The 14,228-nt window shown below is 64.7% G+C and carries 13 protein-coding genes and 1 pseudogene; 13 read left to right on the forward strand and 1 reads right to left on the reverse strand.

What is annotated here, in order from left to right:
* Positions 1–45 precede the first annotated feature (45 nt).
* From hflK to FNV92_RS09285, 4 genes are all read left to right on the forward strand, one after another.
* Positions 46–1,182 carry an FtsH protease activity modulator HflK gene (gene hflK, locus FNV92_RS09270; protein WP_143841233.1) on the forward strand — a complete coding sequence of 379 codons (1,137 nt, stop codon included), beginning with the start codon at positions 46–48 and terminating at the stop codon, positions 1,180–1,182.
* Positions 1,179–2,075, forward strand: coding sequence for a protease modulator HflC (gene hflC, locus FNV92_RS09275; RefSeq protein WP_015684375.1), 897 nt, complete (start codon positions 1,179–1,181; stop codon positions 2,073–2,075). The genes hflK and hflC overlap by 4 nt, the downstream gene beginning before the upstream one ends.
* Positions 2,076–2,147: 72 nt before the next feature.
* Positions 2,148–2,354 (forward strand): DUF2065 domain-containing protein, encoded by a 207-nt coding sequence (locus FNV92_RS09280; protein ID WP_015684376.1) that lies wholly within the window; start codon positions 2,148–2,150, stop codon positions 2,352–2,354.
* A 171-nt stretch (positions 2,355–2,525) separates the two neighbouring features.
* The gene (locus FNV92_RS09285) at positions 2,526–4,022 is read left to right on the forward strand and encodes a Do family serine endopeptidase (protein ID WP_143841232.1); all 1,497 of its coding nucleotides are present in this window, start codon (positions 2,526–2,528) and stop codon (positions 4,020–4,022) included.
* A gap of 95 nt (positions 4,023–4,117) precedes the next feature.
* Here the strand turns inward: FNV92_RS09285 and serB are convergent, their stop codons facing one another.
* On the reverse strand, positions 4,118–5,023 hold the full coding sequence (gene serB, locus FNV92_RS09290; protein ID WP_143841231.1) for a phosphoserine phosphatase SerB: 906 nt from the start codon (positions 5,021–5,023) through the stop codon (positions 4,118–4,120).
* Positions 5,024–5,034: 11 nt separating this feature from the next.
* Between serB and miaA the strand changes: the two genes are divergently transcribed.
* From miaA to FNV92_RS09335, 9 genes and pseudogenes are all read left to right on the forward strand, one after another.
* Positions 5,035–5,991, forward strand: a complete 957-nt coding sequence (gene miaA / locus FNV92_RS09295; RefSeq protein WP_143841230.1) for a tRNA (adenosine(37)-N6)-dimethylallyltransferase MiaA — start codon at positions 5,035–5,037, stop codon at positions 5,989–5,991.
* Positions 5,992–6,321: 330 nt separating this feature from the next.
* On the forward strand, positions 6,322–8,097 hold the full coding sequence (locus FNV92_RS09300) for an acetolactate synthase 3 large subunit (protein WP_143841229.1): 1,776 nt from the start codon (positions 6,322–6,324) through the stop codon (positions 8,095–8,097).
* Between the two features lie 9 nt (positions 8,098–8,106).
* Positions 8,107–9,078: a threonine dehydratase gene (locus tag FNV92_RS09305; protein WP_143841228.1), complete on the forward strand. Its 972-nt coding sequence runs from the start codon at positions 8,107–8,109 to the stop codon at positions 9,076–9,078.
* 23 nt (positions 9,079–9,101) lie between these two features.
* Complete coding sequence (ilvN, locus tag FNV92_RS09310; protein ID WP_015684382.1) at positions 9,102–9,644, forward strand: acetolactate synthase small subunit; 543 nt, start codon at positions 9,102–9,104, stop codon at positions 9,642–9,644.
* Positions 9,645–9,647: 3 nt separating this feature from the next.
* Positions 9,648–10,337 (forward strand): class I SAM-dependent methyltransferase, encoded by a 690-nt coding sequence (locus FNV92_RS09315; protein WP_143841227.1) that lies wholly within the window; start codon positions 9,648–9,650, stop codon positions 10,335–10,337.
* A gap of 70 nt (positions 10,338–10,407) precedes the next feature.
* A complete protein-coding gene (locus tag FNV92_RS09320) occupies positions 10,408–11,283 on the forward strand; it encodes an EamA family transporter (RefSeq protein ID WP_143841226.1) in 876 nt (291 codons plus the stop codon).
* A gap of 74 nt (positions 11,284–11,357) precedes the next feature.
* A pseudogene (locus tag FNV92_RS34605) lies at positions 11,358–11,528 on the forward strand (LysE family translocator); the annotation flags it as partial.
* A gap of 134 nt (positions 11,529–11,662) precedes the next feature.
* The gene (gene ilvC, locus FNV92_RS09330) at positions 11,663–12,682 is read left to right on the forward strand and encodes a ketol-acid reductoisomerase (RefSeq protein WP_015684386.1); all 1,020 of its coding nucleotides are present in this window, start codon (positions 11,663–11,665) and stop codon (positions 12,680–12,682) included.
* A gap of 533 nt (positions 12,683–13,215) precedes the next feature.
* Positions 13,216–14,067 carry an SDR family oxidoreductase gene (locus FNV92_RS09335; RefSeq protein ID WP_143841225.1) on the forward strand — a complete coding sequence of 284 codons (852 nt, stop codon included), beginning with the start codon at positions 13,216–13,218 and terminating at the stop codon, positions 14,065–14,067.
* The last annotated feature ends 161 nt before the right edge of the window (positions 14,068–14,228 follow it).

Raw genomic sequence — 14,228 nt, forward strand, 5'->3', positions numbered from 1 at the left:
CGGACCGGATGAGTTCTAGTCCCGGTCTGCCGAGGAGAACGTCGAATGCCGTGGAAGAATCAGGGCGGTGGCCCATGGGGCTCGGGTCCGAAGGGACCATGGGGCACAGGCCCGCAACCCGTCGGGCCGAGGCCGCCGGATCTGGAAGACCTTCTGCGGCGCAGCCAGGATCGCCTCCAGCAGATCATGCCCGGCGGTTATTTCTCCGGCATCGGCATCACGCTGATCATCCTGCTCATCATCGCATTCTGGCTGCTGTCGGGCTTCTTCCGGGTGCAGTCCGAAGAGCTCGGCGTCGTGCTGCGCTTCGGCAAGCACGTCCGCACCGTGCAGCCCGGCCTGAATTATCATCTGCCCTATCCGATCGAGACCGTGCTGCTGCCGAAGGCGCTGCGCGTCTCGACCATCTCGATCGGCATGACGCTGATCGACGATCCGGCGCGGCGCGGCCGTTCCATCCGTGACGTGCCGGAAGAGAGTCTGATGCTGACTGGCGACGAGAACATCGTCGATGTCGACTTCACCGTGCTCTGGCGCATCAAGCCGGACGGCGTCGGCGACTTCCTCTTCAACATCCAGAATCCCGAAGGCACCGTGAAGGCGGTCTCCGAGAGCGCGATGCGCGAAGTCATCGGCCGTTCGCAGATCCAGCCGATCCTGACGGGCGCACGCAACGTCACAGAACAGGGCGTGCAGGAGTTGATCCAGAAGACCCTGGACAGCTACGGCGCCGGCATCGTCATCAGCCAGGTGCAGATGCAGAAGGTCGATCCGCCGGCGCAGGTGATCGACGCGTTCCGCGACGTTCAGGCCGCGCGCGCCAACCTCGAGCAGTTGCAGAACGAGGCGCAGACCTACGCCAACCAGGTGGTGCCGCAGGCACGCGGACGTGCTGCGCAGATCCTGCAGGCCGCGGAAGGCTACAGGGAGCAAACGGTCGCCGAGGCCAAGGGCCAGAGCTCGCGCTTCCTGAAGGTTTACGAGGAATACAAGAAGGCGCCCGACGTGACGCGTGAACGAATCTATCTGGAGACGATGGAGCGCGTGCTCGGCGGCGCGGACAAGCTCGTCTATGACGGCGGCCCCTCGGGCCAGGGCGTCGTGCCCTATCTGCCGCTGGGCGAACTGACGACGAAGCGGCCGCCTACCACCGGTCAGCAATCGAGCGGAGGTACCCGATGAGGTCTCCGGTCACAGGTATGGTCACGCTGCTCGGGCTCCTGCTCGTCGTGATCGTCGGCTACATGTCGCTGTTCACGGTGCAGCAGACCGAGCAGACCATCGTGCTGCAGTTCGGCCGCCCCGTCGACGTCGTCACCGACCCCGGTCTGCATTTCAAGGCGCCGTGGAATTCGGTGATCAACATCGACAAGCGGATCCTCGATCTGGAAAATCCGTCGCAGGAAGCGATCGCATCCGACCAGAAGCGGCTCGTGGTCGATGCCTTTGCGCGCTACCGCATCAAGGACGCGTTGCGCTTCTACCAGAGCATCGGTTCGATCCAGGCCGCCAACATCCAGCTCACCACGCTCCTGAACGCGGCGCTGCGCCGCGTGCTCGGCGAGGTCACCTTCATCAACGTGGTGCGCGACGACCGCGAGAAGCTGATGCAGCGCATCCGTGACCAACTCGACCGCGAGGCCGACGGCTACGGCATCCAGGTCGTCGACGTCCGGATCCGGCGCGCCGATCTGCCGGAGCAGAACAGCCAGGCGGTCTACCAGCGCATGAAGACGGAACGCGAGCGCGAGGCTGCCGAGTTCCGCGCGCAGGGTGGCCAGAAGGCACAGGAAATCCGCTCCAAGGCCGACCGCGAGGCGACCGTGATCGAGGCGGAAGCGAGGTCACAGGCCGAGCAGACTCGCGGTGTCGGCGATGCCGAGCGCAACCGCCTGTTTGCGGAAGCCTACGGCAAGGACGCCGACTTCTTTGCCTTCTACCGGTCGATGGCGGCCTATGAGACTGGGTTGAAGTCCAGCGATACCCGCTTCCTGCTCCGTCCGGACTCGGATTTCTTCCGGTTCTTTGGTAACCCGTCCGGCAGGATGCCCGCCGCGGCGCCTGCCAAGCCATAAGCCTGACAAGGGGCGGCAGGTCTGCCGCCCCTTCGTCCAGACAAGAACAGCATAACGGGAGGTTCCCATCCGATGAGGTCCATTGCGTTCGCCGACTTCCTCATCGGCCTAGGCATCCTGTTCGTGCTCGAAGGCTTGATGTTTGCGGCAAGTCCGGCCTGGATGCGCAAGGCCATGAAGAGCGCCATCGCCACGCCGGACAATATCCTGCGGGCGGTCGGGATCGGTTCGGCCGTGGCCGGCCTGGTCCTGATCTGGGTGATGCGGCGCCCGATTTAACCGTCCCGCCAACGCCAAAGTGAAGGCGAGCGGCCGGTTTTCGCCGTATTGTCCGGGTCTTGAGGCCCGTTAAGCTCCGTGCTTGCGCCGTCCCCCGGTTCGAGCGCAGTCTTGAAGTCGAAGGCTTCAAGTCGAAGGCTTGGAGCCGAATCCTTTTCTCTGGAGAACCCTATGACCGCTGCCACCATTGCCCCGACCCGGTTGCGCTTAGGGCTGGCCGCGCTCGCCGTCAGTGCATTCAGCGCGTTTGGTACGCCGGCTCAGGCGCGCGGACCGGAGGGCATCGCCGACGTCGCCGAGAAGGTGATCGACGCGGTCGTCAACATCTCGACCTCGCAGACCGTCGAGGCAAAGGGCGGCGGCGGTAGCAACGCCATGCCGCAACTGCCGCCCGGCTCGCCGTTCGAGGAGTTCTTCGATGACTTCTTCAAGAACCGCAAGGGTCCCGGCGGCGGCAGCAAGGGCGGCGACAACGGCCCGCCACGCAAGACCAATTCGCTCGGAAGCGGCTTCATCATCGACACATCGGGCGTCGTCGTCACGAACAACCATGTCATCGCGGATGCCGACGAGATCAACGTCATCCTCAACGACGGCACCAAGATCAAGGCCGAGCTGGTCGGCGTCGACAAGAAGACCGACCTTGCCGTGCTGAAGTTCAAGCCGCCGAAGCCGCTGGTGTCGGTGAAGTTCGGCGACTCCGACAAGCTGCGCCTCGGCGAATGGGTGGTCGCGATCGGCAATCCCTTCAGCCTCGGCGGCACGGTGACCGCCGGCATCGTCTCGGCCAAGAACCGTGACATCTCCTCAGGTCCCTACGACAGTTACATTCAGACCGACGCCTCCATCAACCGCGGCAATTCCGGCGGTCCGCTGTTCAACCTCGATGGCGACGTCATTGGCGTCAATACACTGATCATCTCGCCCTCCGGCGGCTCGATCGGCATCGGCTTCGCCGTGCCGTCGAAGACGGTCGCTGGTGTCGTCGACCAGCTCCGTCAGTTCGGCGAGCTGCGCCGCGGCTGGCTGGGCGTGCGCATCCAGAGCGTCACCGACGAGATCGCCGAGAGCCTCAACATCAAGCCGCCGCGCGGCGCGCTGGTTGCCGGCGTGGACGACAAGGGCCCGGCCAAGCCCGCCGGCATCGAGCCGGGCGACGTCGTCGTCAAGTTCGACGGCAAGGACGTCAAGGACCCGAAGGACCTTTCCCGCGTCGTCGCCGATACCGCGGTCGGCAAGGAGGTCGACGTCATCGTCATCCGCAAGGGCCAGGAGGAGACCAAGAAGGTCACGCTGGGCCGCTTGCAGGATCCCGACAAGGTGCAGGCCGCGGTGAAGACCGATGAGCCCGCGCCCGAGAAGCCGGTGACGCAAAAGGCGCTCGGTCTCGATCTCGCCGCGCTGAACAAGGATCTGCGCACGCGCTACAAGATCAAGGACAGCGTCAAGGGCGTGGTCGTCACGAGTGTCGACGCCAATTCCGACGCCGCCGAGAAGCGGCTTTCCGCCGGCGACGTCATCGTCGAGGTGGCGCAGGAGGCGGTATCGAGCGGGGCCGACATCCAGAAGCGCGTCGACCAGCTCAAGAAGGACGGCAAGAAGTCGGTGCTGCTGCTGGTCTCGAATGCCGACGGCGAGCTGCGCTTCGTGGCGCTGAGCGTGCAGTAACTTCATCCGTCATTCCGGGGCGATGCGAAGCATCGAACCCGGAATCTCGAGCTTCCGGGTCTGGTGCTTCGCACCACCCCGGAACGACGAATGAGTCAGTCCTCCACGAACTCGTCGCGCCGATACCCCTGCGCATACAGCAGCGCGGTGAGATCGCCATGATCGATCCGCGCCGCGGCCGCAGCCGCCACCGCCGGCTTGGCGTGGTACGCCACGCCCAGCCCCGCGGCCTGGATCATGGCGAGATCATTGGCACCGTCGCCGACGACGACCGAGTCGATGTCGTCCAGATCGAACGATTCCATCAAATCCACCAGCGTCGCCAACTTCGCCGCGCGGCCCAGGATCGGCTCCTTCACTTCGCCGGTGAACTTGCCGTCGCGCACGACGAGTTCGTTGGCGCGGTTCTCCTGAAACCCGATCCTGGCGGCGACCGCGGTCGTGAACAGCGTGAAGCCGCCGGAGACGAGACAGGTATAGGCGCCGTGGGCGCGCATGGTCGCGACCAGTTCGCGGCCGCCCGGCGTCAGCGTGATGCGTTCGGCCAGCACCTTGTCGACGACGCTGGCGGGAAGGTCCTTCAGCAGCGCAACGCGTTCGCGTAGCGCCGGCTCGAACTCGATCTCGCCGCGCATCGCGCGTTCGGTGATGGCGGCCACATGCGCCTTCAAACCGGCGAAATCGGCCAGCTCGTCGATGCATTCCTGGCCGATCATGGTGGAATCCATGTCGGCGAGAAAAAGCTTCTTGCGCCGGAAGCCGACTGGCTGCACCACGATGTCGATCGGCAGGTCGCCGCGAAGCTCGCGGAGCCGCTGTTCGATGGCGTGACGGTCGCCTTCGAGGTTACTGTCGGCGCCGAAGGGGATGTCGACCGCAACCCCGTCGAACAGCCAGTGCGCGGGTAGCGCCTGGGGCAGCACAGTGCGGGCGCCGTCGACGATGGTGCTGTCGAGCGCGGGACTATCGGGATTGCAGATCAGCGTGGCGACGAGGGACATTTGAGGTTTTCGTGAGCGAGGGGCAAGTCGGCAGAAGGCCTATTGGCAAGGCCGTGCTTATCGCAGGCCCGACCGCCAGCGGCAAGTCGGCGCTGGCGCTTGAACTTGCCCTCAGCGCGGGTGGCGCCATCATCAATGCCGATTCCATGCAGGTCTATCGTGACCTCCGCATCATCACGGCGCGTCCCACGCCGGCCGACGAAGCGCTCGTGCCCCATCATCTCTATGGCCATGTCGATGCGGCCGTGAACTTCTCGGCCGGCGCCTGGGTGAGCGACGCGGCGAAGGCGCTCGAAGCGGCGCAAGCCGAAGGCCGGCTGCCAATCTTCATCGGCGGCACCGGGCTCTATTTCAAGGCGCTGACGGCGGGGCTTTCCGTGGTGCCGCCAATCCCCGCGGAAGTACGCGAGGACGTTCGGGCGCGGCTGGAGCGGAACGGCGTCGAGGCGCTACATGCGGAACTTGCAATTCGCGACCCACGGGCGGCCGAGCGATTGAATCTGCGCGACCGCACGCGCATCGCACGCGCGCTCGAGGTGATCGAAGCGACCGGCCGCTCGCTGCTCGATTGGCACCAGGAGGGCCAGCCGCCGCTGTTGCCCAAGGACAGTTTTCGCGCCGTGTTTCTCGCCCCCGAGCGCGACGAGCTCTATGCCCGCATCGATGCCCGCTTTGACGCCATGTTAGGTGCGGGCGCGCTGAATGAGGTCGCACGGCTTGCCGCCCGGCATCTCGATCCTCTGTTGCCGGCCATGAAGGCCCATGGCGTGCCGGCCCTGATCCGGCATCTGCGCGGGGAGCTCAGCCTGGAGGACGCCGCTGCGATCGGCCGGGCCGACACCCGCCACTACGCCAAGCGGCAATTCACCTGGTTCCGGCACCAATTGCCCGAATTCGAGTGGGTGAAACCGGAGGAGGCGAGGGGGCGGCTAGCGGCGGACGTAAGCGCACCCCGGGATCCCGGTTGACGCGCTTTTGTGCCGGGGTTCCTGCATTTACCTCTCGCCGAACCCCGGGAACACCGCTAGACTGCCAAAATCGCGCAGGGACGGCCGCATCGCCTTGACATCCGGGCTTTGGCCGCTATGTTTCGCGCAACCTTTGGGAAGCCGAGCGCCTGCAATGCGTAACATTATTACCAAACTCCTTATCGCCGTCGTACCCAGGCACACCGCCGGGGGTGGCTAGCTGCCATCCACATGACAGGCGGTGTGCATGGGTCCCTCTTCGGGGCCTTTTTTATTTCCCGAACCAGACACGAACGAAGCCGCTGACAACAGCGCATCCGGAGCAAGCCAATGACCGACAAGAGCCACGATCCGAACCAGATGACCGGCGCCGCGATGATCGTCCGCGCGCTCATCGACCACGGCGTGACCGACATTTTCGGCTATCCCGGCGGCGCGGTGCTTCCGATCTATGACGAGATCTTCCAGCAGAGCGAGGTCCAGCACATCCTGGTCCGCCACGAGCAGGGCGCGGGCCATGCCGCCGAGGGCTATGCGCGCTCGACTGGCAAGCCGGGCGTTGCGCTGGTGACCTCCGGCCCCGGCGCCACCAACATGGTGACGCCGCTGACCGACGCGCTGATGGACTCGATCCCGCTGGTCTGCATCTCGGGCCAGGTGCCGACGCACCTGATCGGCAACGACGCGTTCCAGGAATGCGACACGGTCGGCATCACGCGCCCCTGCACCAAGCACAATTGGCTGGTGCGCGACGTCAACGATCTCGCCAAGGTCCTGCACGAGGCCTTCTACGTCGCGACCACCGGCCGTCCGGGTCCGGTGCTGGTCGACGTGCCGAAGGACGTGCAGTTCGCGACCGGCACTTATCATCCGCCGCGCAAGTCCGACGTGCACCGCTCCTACGCCCCGCGCGTGAAGGGCGATGCGACGCAGATCCGCAAGGCGGTCTCGCTGCTCGCTAATGCCAAACGTCCCGTGATCTACAGCGGCGGCGGCGTGATCAATTCCGGCCCCGAAGCGACCAAGCTGCTGCGCGAACTGGTCGAGGTCACCGGCTTCCCGATCACCTCGACGCTGATGGGTCTGGGCGCGTATCCCGCGTCGGGCAAGAACTGGCTCGGCATGCTCGGCATGCACGGCACCTACGAAGCCAACATGACAATGCATGATTGCGACGTCATGCTGTGCGTCGGCGCGCGCTTCGACGACCGCATCACCGGACGCGTCGATGCGTTCTCGCCGGGCTCGAAGAAGATCCATATCGATATCGATCCGTCCTCGATCAACAAGAACATCCGCGTCGACGTGCCGATCATCGGCGACTGCGGCAATATCCTCGGCGACATCCTCCAGGTGTTCAAGGCGGAGGCGAAGAAGCCCGACATCAAGGGGTGGTGGCAGCAGATCGCGCAATGGCGCGCCCGCAACTCGCTCTATTACAAGAAGAGCAACGACGTCATCCTGCCGCAGCACGCGATCCAGAGCTTGTTCGAGGCGACGCGCGGCAAGGATACCTACATCACGACCGAGGTCGGCCAGCACCAGATGTGGGCGGCGCAGTTCTTCGGCTTCGAGGAGCCGCACCGCTGGATGACGTCGGGCGGTCTCGGCACCATGGGCTACGGCCTGCCGGCCGCGGTCGGCGTGCAGGTGGCCCATCCGGACAGCCTCGTCATCGACATCGCGGGCGACGCCTCGGTGCAGATGACGATCCAGGAGATGTCGACGGCGGTCCAGTACGAGCTGCCGATCAAGATCTTCATCCTGAACAACCAGTACATGGGCATGGTGCGGCAGTGGCAGCAATTGCTCCACGGCAACCGCCTGTCGCATTCTTACTCGGAGGCGCTGCCGGATTTCGTCAAGCTCGCGGAGGCATATGGCGGCGTCGGCTTCCAGGTGCACAAGCCTTCGGATCTCGACGGCGCGATCCAGGAGATGATCTCGGTCAAGCGTCCGGTGCTGTTCGACTGCCGTGTCGCCGCGCTCGAAAACTGCTTCCCGATGATCCCATCCGGCAAGGCGCACAACGAGATGCTGTTGCCGGAGCAGGCCAACGACGAGGCCACCGCCAAGGCGTTCGCCGGCGGCAAGGCGCTGGTGTGAGGTTTCGAAGTGTTTGATCTCAAGGAGCTGGAAAGCGCCCACGAGATGGTCGGCACCGCCATGCAGCCGACGCCGGCGCACACCTGGCCGTTGCTTGGCCAGCGCTTGGGGACGCACGTCGTCGTCAAGCATGAGAACCACACGCCGACCGGGGCGTTCAAGGTGCGTGGCGGCATCGTGTACCTCGATCGGCTGAAACGCGAGCGGCCGAATGTGCCGGGCATCATCTCGGCCACCCGCGGCAATCACGGCCAGAGTCTTGCCTTCGCGGCGCGGCGTCACGGCGTGCCCGCGGTGATCTATGTGCCCAAAGGCAATTCGGCCGAGAAGAATCATGCCATGCGTGCATTCGGCGCCGATCTGGTCGAGCATGGCGACGATTTCCAGCTGGCGCGGGAGGAGGCCGGGCGCCGTGCGCAGTTCGACGGCTTGCACATGGTGCCGTCGTTCCACCCCGACCTCGTTCTGGGGGTGGCGACCTACGCGCTGGAGTTGTTCCGCGCGGCGCCTGATCTCGACGTCCTCTACGTTCCGATCGGGCAGGGCTCGGGCATCAGCGCCTGCATTCTGGTCCGCGATCTGCTCGGCCTGAAGACCGAGATCGTCGGCGTGCAGTCGACCGAAGCGCCGTCCTACGCACTGTCGTTCGCGGCAGGCCACGTCGTGACAACCGAGACCAGCAATACGCTGGCCGACGGCATGGCAACGCGCTTTCCCGACGCGGAAGCCGTCGCGTTGATCCGGAAGGGCGCTGCGCGCATCGTGCAGGTCACCGATGATGAAGTGGCCGCGGCGATCCGCGCCTACTGGACCGATACGCATAACCTCGCCGAAGGCGCCGGCGCAGCCGCGCTCGCCGCGGCCCTTCAGGAAAAGGCAAAACTGTCGGGCAAACGCGTCGGTCTCGTGCTGTCCGGTGGCAATATCGATTTCGATCTGTTCCGCAGTTGGGTCGGAATGGACACGCCAGCGACGGCGTAACGACGAGAATAGAGGGGACGACAATGAACCAGCCCGCATCCGCCTACTTCATCGAAGAGCGCCACGATCCCAACGAGACGCATACGCTTTCGGTGCTCGTGCAGAACGAGCCGGGCGTGCTCGCGCGCGTCATCGGCCTGTTCTCGGGGCGCGGCTACAACATCGAGAGCCTCACGGTCTCCGAGACCGAGAGCCAGAAACATCTGTCGCGTATCACCATCGTCACCACGGGCACGCCGATGGTGATCGAGCAGATCAAGCATCAGCTCGATCGCATGATTCCGGTCTACCGCGTCGTCGACATGACGTTGACCAAGCGCTCGATCGAGCGCGAGCTGGCGATGGTGAAGGTGCGCGGGCAGGGCGAGCACCGCGTCGAGGCGCTCAGGCTGGGGGACGCGTTCCGCGCCCGCGTGATCGACGCCACCACCGAAAGCTTCGTGTTCGAGATCACAGGCAATACCGACAAGATCAACCAGTTTATCGACCTGATGCGTCCGCTCGGCCTTGTCGAGGTCTCGCGCACCGGCGTGGCCGCGATCGGTCGCGGGCCTGAAGGGATGTGAACCATGCTGGCGCGCGACTGGTACTATAACGAGCGGAACCGGATGGGCATCGGGCCCACGGTGGCGTCGATTTACGACTCCCACGACGATGCCGATCTGCGTGCGCGCGCCGCGCTGAAAATGTTGGGCGTCCAGCGGGGCTGGCGGATTGCCGATATCGGCTGCGGCAACGGCGTGCTGGCGACGGAAGCCTCGCTGATGGGTGCGCAGGTCGACGCCATCGACATCTCGCCGGCGATGCTGGCGCTGGCGGAAATCTACGCGCGGGACCGCAAGGCCAAGGTCTCGACGCAGTCGGCGGGCCTGCTCAGCTTCGCCTACCAGCCGGAATCCTACGATCTGATCGTCAGCGAGTTCACGCTGCATCACCTGCCGGATTTCTGGAAGGCTGTGGCGATGGCGCGGATCTATCGCGCGCTGAAGCCGGGTGCGACCTTCTATCTTCGCGACATCGTCTACGCGTCGATGCCGGATGCCGTCGAACGCGACGTCGAGCAATGGGCCGACTGCCAGATCAAGAACCACGATTTCTCGCGCGAGAGCGTGGTGACGCATATGCGCGACGAATATTCCACCTTCGGCTGGGTAATGGAGCGGATGCTGACCGACGTCGGCTTCACGCTGGTCTCGGCCGACTACCACGCGCCGATGCACGGCACTTATCTGCTGCGCAAACCCAATCCTTCGACGTAATGGCCAGCGCGCAGGGGCTAGAGCGGAACAACAAGCAGGGCTGCACGACAGAGCAGAACCGGAAACAACGATGAAGCCGGCCGACGTCCTCATCGCCCTCATGGTGGCGATCATCTGGGGGCTTGCCTTCGTGGCGAGCCGGATCGCGCTCGACGAATTTTCGCCGGAGCTGATGACGGCGATGCGCTTCGCCATCGCCGCAGTGCCGTGCCTGTTCATCCGCAAGCCCAAGATTGCCTGGTCGCTTCTGATCGCAATCAGCTTCACGCTGTTCCTCGGCCAGTTCCTGAGTCAGGCCTATGGCATCGCCCATGGTGTGCCGGTGGGCCTGACCTCGGTCGTCGTGCAGAGCCAGGCGCTGTTCACCATTGGCTTTGCGGCGATCGCATTCGGCGAGCGGACGACGCCGGTGCAGACGCTCGGCGTCGTCATCGCAGCGGCGGGTCTGCTGATGATCTGCGGCACCGTCGGATATGATTTCAGCATCGGCGCTTTCGCTGTGCTGATGATTGCTCCCGTGAGCTTTGCCGTCGGCAACGTTCTGTTGCGCGGCGCCCGCGGCGTGCCGATGTTCGATCTGTTTGCCTGGCTTTGCCTTGCCACCGCAGTGCCGCTGTTCGCGCTGGCGCTGCTCGTCAACGGGCCGGCGCCGACGTGGCATTCGCTGATCCACATGTCGCCGACGGGCCTCGTCTGCCTGCTGGTAATCGGCGCCCTCTCCACCAGCATCGCCTATTGGCTGTGGGGCCGGCTGTTGCGCGATTATCCCGCTGCCCAGGTGGTGCCGTTCGCGTTGCTGGTGCCGTTCGTCGGCTCGGCCGCCTCCAGCATCGTATTCGGCGAGCGATTCGGGCCGCTGCGGTTCGCCGGCATGCTGACCGTGGTCGGCGGCATCGCCGTGATGGTGCTGGCGCGGCGCCCGCAGCCGCTGCCAAAGACGGCGTGAGGCGAGCATGACCCAGTTGCTGCTCGTTGCCTCCATCATGCCCGGCCAAGGCGGGCGAGGGGGACGGCCGGTTCCTCCAGACACTGGTCAGCCTGCTGGCGGGCACGGCCTCGACCGTGGTCCGGGCCTTCTTGGACACCGCACTGCGGCCGGTCCTGACCTCCGAGCGGCCGGTGCGGGCCTTCAATATGCTGATGGCGATCCTGCTGCGGGCGTCGCTCTACCCCATCTTCATGGATGCATGATGCCGCAGTTTTCCATGCAGAAACGGGTTTCCCAGGGGGCTGAAAATGCTCTAGACAGCCCCCGAAATCCGCAAATTTCACCGTCCGAGACCTGACCAACGGCCGATTCTGGCCATCTGAACGAGGAAACGACCATGCGTGTTTATTACGATCGCGACGCCGACCTAAACCTGATCAAGGGCAAGAAGGTCGTCATCGTCGGCTATGGCAGCCAGGGCCACGCCCATGCGCTCAACCTGAAGGACTCCGGCGTCAAGGACGTCGCCATCGCGCTGCGCAAGGACTCAGGGTCGGTCAAGAAGGCCGAAGCCGCCGGCTTCAAGGTGATGGAAGTCGCCGAAGCCGCCAAATGGGGCGACCTCGTCATGATGCTGACCCCGGACGAGCTCCAGGGCGACATCTACCGCGAGCACCTGCACGACAACATGAAGAAGGGCGCAGCGCTCGTCTTCGCGCACGGTCTCAACGTCCACTTCAACCTGCTCGATCCCCGTGCCGACCTCGACGTGCTGATGATCGCGCCGAAGGGCCCCGGCCACACCGTGCGTTCGGAGTATCAGCGCGGCGGCGGCGTGCCCTGCCTGATCGCGATCGCCAAGGACGTCTCGGGCAACGCCCATGACCTTGGCCTGTCCTACGCTTCCGCCGTCGGCGGCGGCCGCGCCGGCATCATCGAAACCACCTTCAAGGAAGAGTGCGAGACCGATCTGTTCGGTGAGCAGGTTGTGCTCTGCGGCGGCCTGGTCGAACTGATCAAGGGCGGCTACGAGACCCTGGTCGAAGCCGGCTATGCGCCGGAGATGGCCTATTTCGAGTGCCTGCACGAGGTGAAGCTGATCGTTGACCTGATCTATGAAGGCGGCATCGCCAACATGAACTACTCGATCTCCAACACCGCCGAGTATGGCGAATATGTCACCGGCCCGCGCATCGTCACCGCCGAGACCAAGGCCGAGATGAAGCGCGTTCTCGCCGACATCCAGGGCGGCAAGTTCGCCCGCGACTGGATGCTGGAGAACAAGGTCAACCAGACCTCGTTCAAGGCAACCCGCGCCAAGCTCGCCGCGCACCCGATCGAGGAAGTCGGCGCCAAGCTGCGCGACATGATGCCCTGGATCAAGAAGGGCGCGCTGGTCGACAAGAGCAAGAACTGAGCTTTGCGCTCCCCGACGCGCAGCGCACCACGCAAGTGGTGCGCTGCATCGCCGGGACAGGAGAGCAGAACACAAGCTTGGCTCGCCAAACCAAATCTTAAACCTTCGCGACTATATCTGAGCGGGATCGCGAACAGCGGTCTCGCTCTTTTCATCTCGCGCGAAGCATTGCTGCTTCATTCAAGTTCTTCGCGAGTTGAAGTGCTCTCCGAGCAGCAAGAACTGACACTTAAACCACATTCTTGACCTCGCGTCGTTTCTCGGAATTTCCCGTAAACTCCCCGGCTCCGAAACGTCAGCGTCTTCAGAGTCGAAGCCCAGGCTCTTCATCCGCGTTCTCAGCATCAGAACGGTCTGGTCGCGCGAGGTTCGCGTGCCGCCTTATCCTGAGAACCAACACTTGCTTGCAGCCCCCCGCGGCAGAACGGCCAGCCAAGAAATGTCGTCGGTGCGCAGCCTGAGAAACGGGTAGCATTGCACGACACGGCGTCTCTCCTACATGATCACCTGGGGAAACTTGAGGGGGAACGACCATGAGATCTGTCGTCGTCACCGGCGCGTCCACGGGCATTGGCTGGGCCATTGCGAAATTCCTGATCGGGCGCGGCTATCGCGTCTTCGGCAGTGTCCGCAAGCAGGCCGATGCCGACCGGCTCAAGGGTGAGTTCGGCACGAACTTCACGCCGCTTCTGTTCGACGTTACCGATGAGGCTGCCGTGCTGGCGGCGGCGCGCGAGGTCCGCGCTGTGCTGGGCGGCGAGACGCTGGCGGGTCTCGTCAACAATGCCGGCATCGCGGTCGCAAGCCCCGTGCTCGAATTGTCGGCCGACGACTTCCGCCGCCAGATGGACATCAACGTCATCGGCCCGGTGATTGCGACGCAGGCTTTTGGGCCGCTGCTCGGCGCCGACCCGTCACTGAAGGGGCCGAAGGGACGGATCGTCATGATCAGCTCGGTGGCGGGCAACAACGCGAATCCGCTGTCGGCGCCTTACAGCACCTCCAAGCACGCCATCGAGGGGCTGTCGGAGAGCATGCGCCGCGAGCTGATGCTGTTTGGCATCGACGTCATCATCGTCGCCCCCGGGGCGGTGAGGACGCCGATCTGGAGCAAGGCCGAGCAGATCGATCTCTCCGTCTACCGGAATTCGCCCTATCTGCCGGCACTCAACAAGGTCATGGCGTTCATGATGGATCTCGGTGCGAACGGCCTGCCGGCCGAGCGTATCGCCGAAATCGTGTTCGAGGCGCTGACCAGCCCAAATCCCAAGGTCCGCTACCAGATCACACCCGACCGCATGCGCCATCTGATTGGTGCCGTGCTGCCGAAGCGGACGCTCGACCGCATCATCGCCAAGCGGCTGGGGCTGCTGCCGCAGGGTTGATCGACGTTCAGCGCGCCACGGCCGTCCGTCCGCGCGGATGGGCCGCGATCGGCCCCAACGGCACCACTGGGGGAATCAAGGTTGCCGGTTCGCCCAGGGCCGCCCGGCCGGTGCCGCGCGGCCGTTCGTCGTCCACTAACATTAAGCGAAGGTCGGACCGC

This window comes from Bradyrhizobium cosmicum, assembly GCF_007290395.2.
Taxonomy (GTDB): domain Bacteria; phylum Pseudomonadota; class Alphaproteobacteria; order Rhizobiales; family Xanthobacteraceae; genus Bradyrhizobium; species Bradyrhizobium cosmicum.

What these genes read in the sequence shown, in the direction of transcription:
- hflK (WP_143841233.1), top strand. Translation starts at nt 46, where the DNA reads ATGCCGTGGAAGAATCAGGGCGGTGGCCCATGGGGCTCGGGTCCGAAG.
- hflC (WP_015684375.1), top strand. Translation starts at nt 1,179, where the DNA reads ATGAGGTCTCCGGTCACAGGTATGGTCACGCTGCTCGGGCTCCTGCTC.
- FNV92_RS09280 (WP_015684376.1), top strand. Translation starts at nt 2,148, where the DNA reads ATGAGGTCCATTGCGTTCGCCGACTTCCTCATCGGCCTAGGCATCCTG.
- FNV92_RS09285 (WP_143841232.1), top strand. Translation starts at nt 2,526, where the DNA reads ATGACCGCTGCCACCATTGCCCCGACCCGGTTGCGCTTAGGGCTGGCC.
- serB (WP_143841231.1), bottom strand. Translation starts at nt 5,023, where the DNA reads ATGTCCCTCGTCGCCACGCTGATCTGCAATCCCGATAGTCCCGCGCTC.
- FNV92_RS09300 (WP_143841229.1), top strand. Translation starts at nt 6,322, where the DNA reads ATGACCGACAAGAGCCACGATCCGAACCAGATGACCGGCGCCGCGATG.
- ilvN (WP_015684382.1), top strand. Translation starts at nt 9,102, where the DNA reads ATGAACCAGCCCGCATCCGCCTACTTCATCGAAGAGCGCCACGATCCC.
- FNV92_RS09315 (WP_143841227.1), top strand. Translation starts at nt 9,648, where the DNA reads ATGCTGGCGCGCGACTGGTACTATAACGAGCGGAACCGGATGGGCATC.
- FNV92_RS09320 (WP_143841226.1), top strand. Translation starts at nt 10,408, where the DNA reads ATGAAGCCGGCCGACGTCCTCATCGCCCTCATGGTGGCGATCATCTGG.
- ilvC (WP_015684386.1), top strand. Translation starts at nt 11,663, where the DNA reads ATGCGTGTTTATTACGATCGCGACGCCGACCTAAACCTGATCAAGGGC.
- FNV92_RS09335 (WP_143841225.1), top strand. Translation starts at nt 13,216, where the DNA reads ATGAGATCTGTCGTCGTCACCGGCGCGTCCACGGGCATTGGCTGGGCC.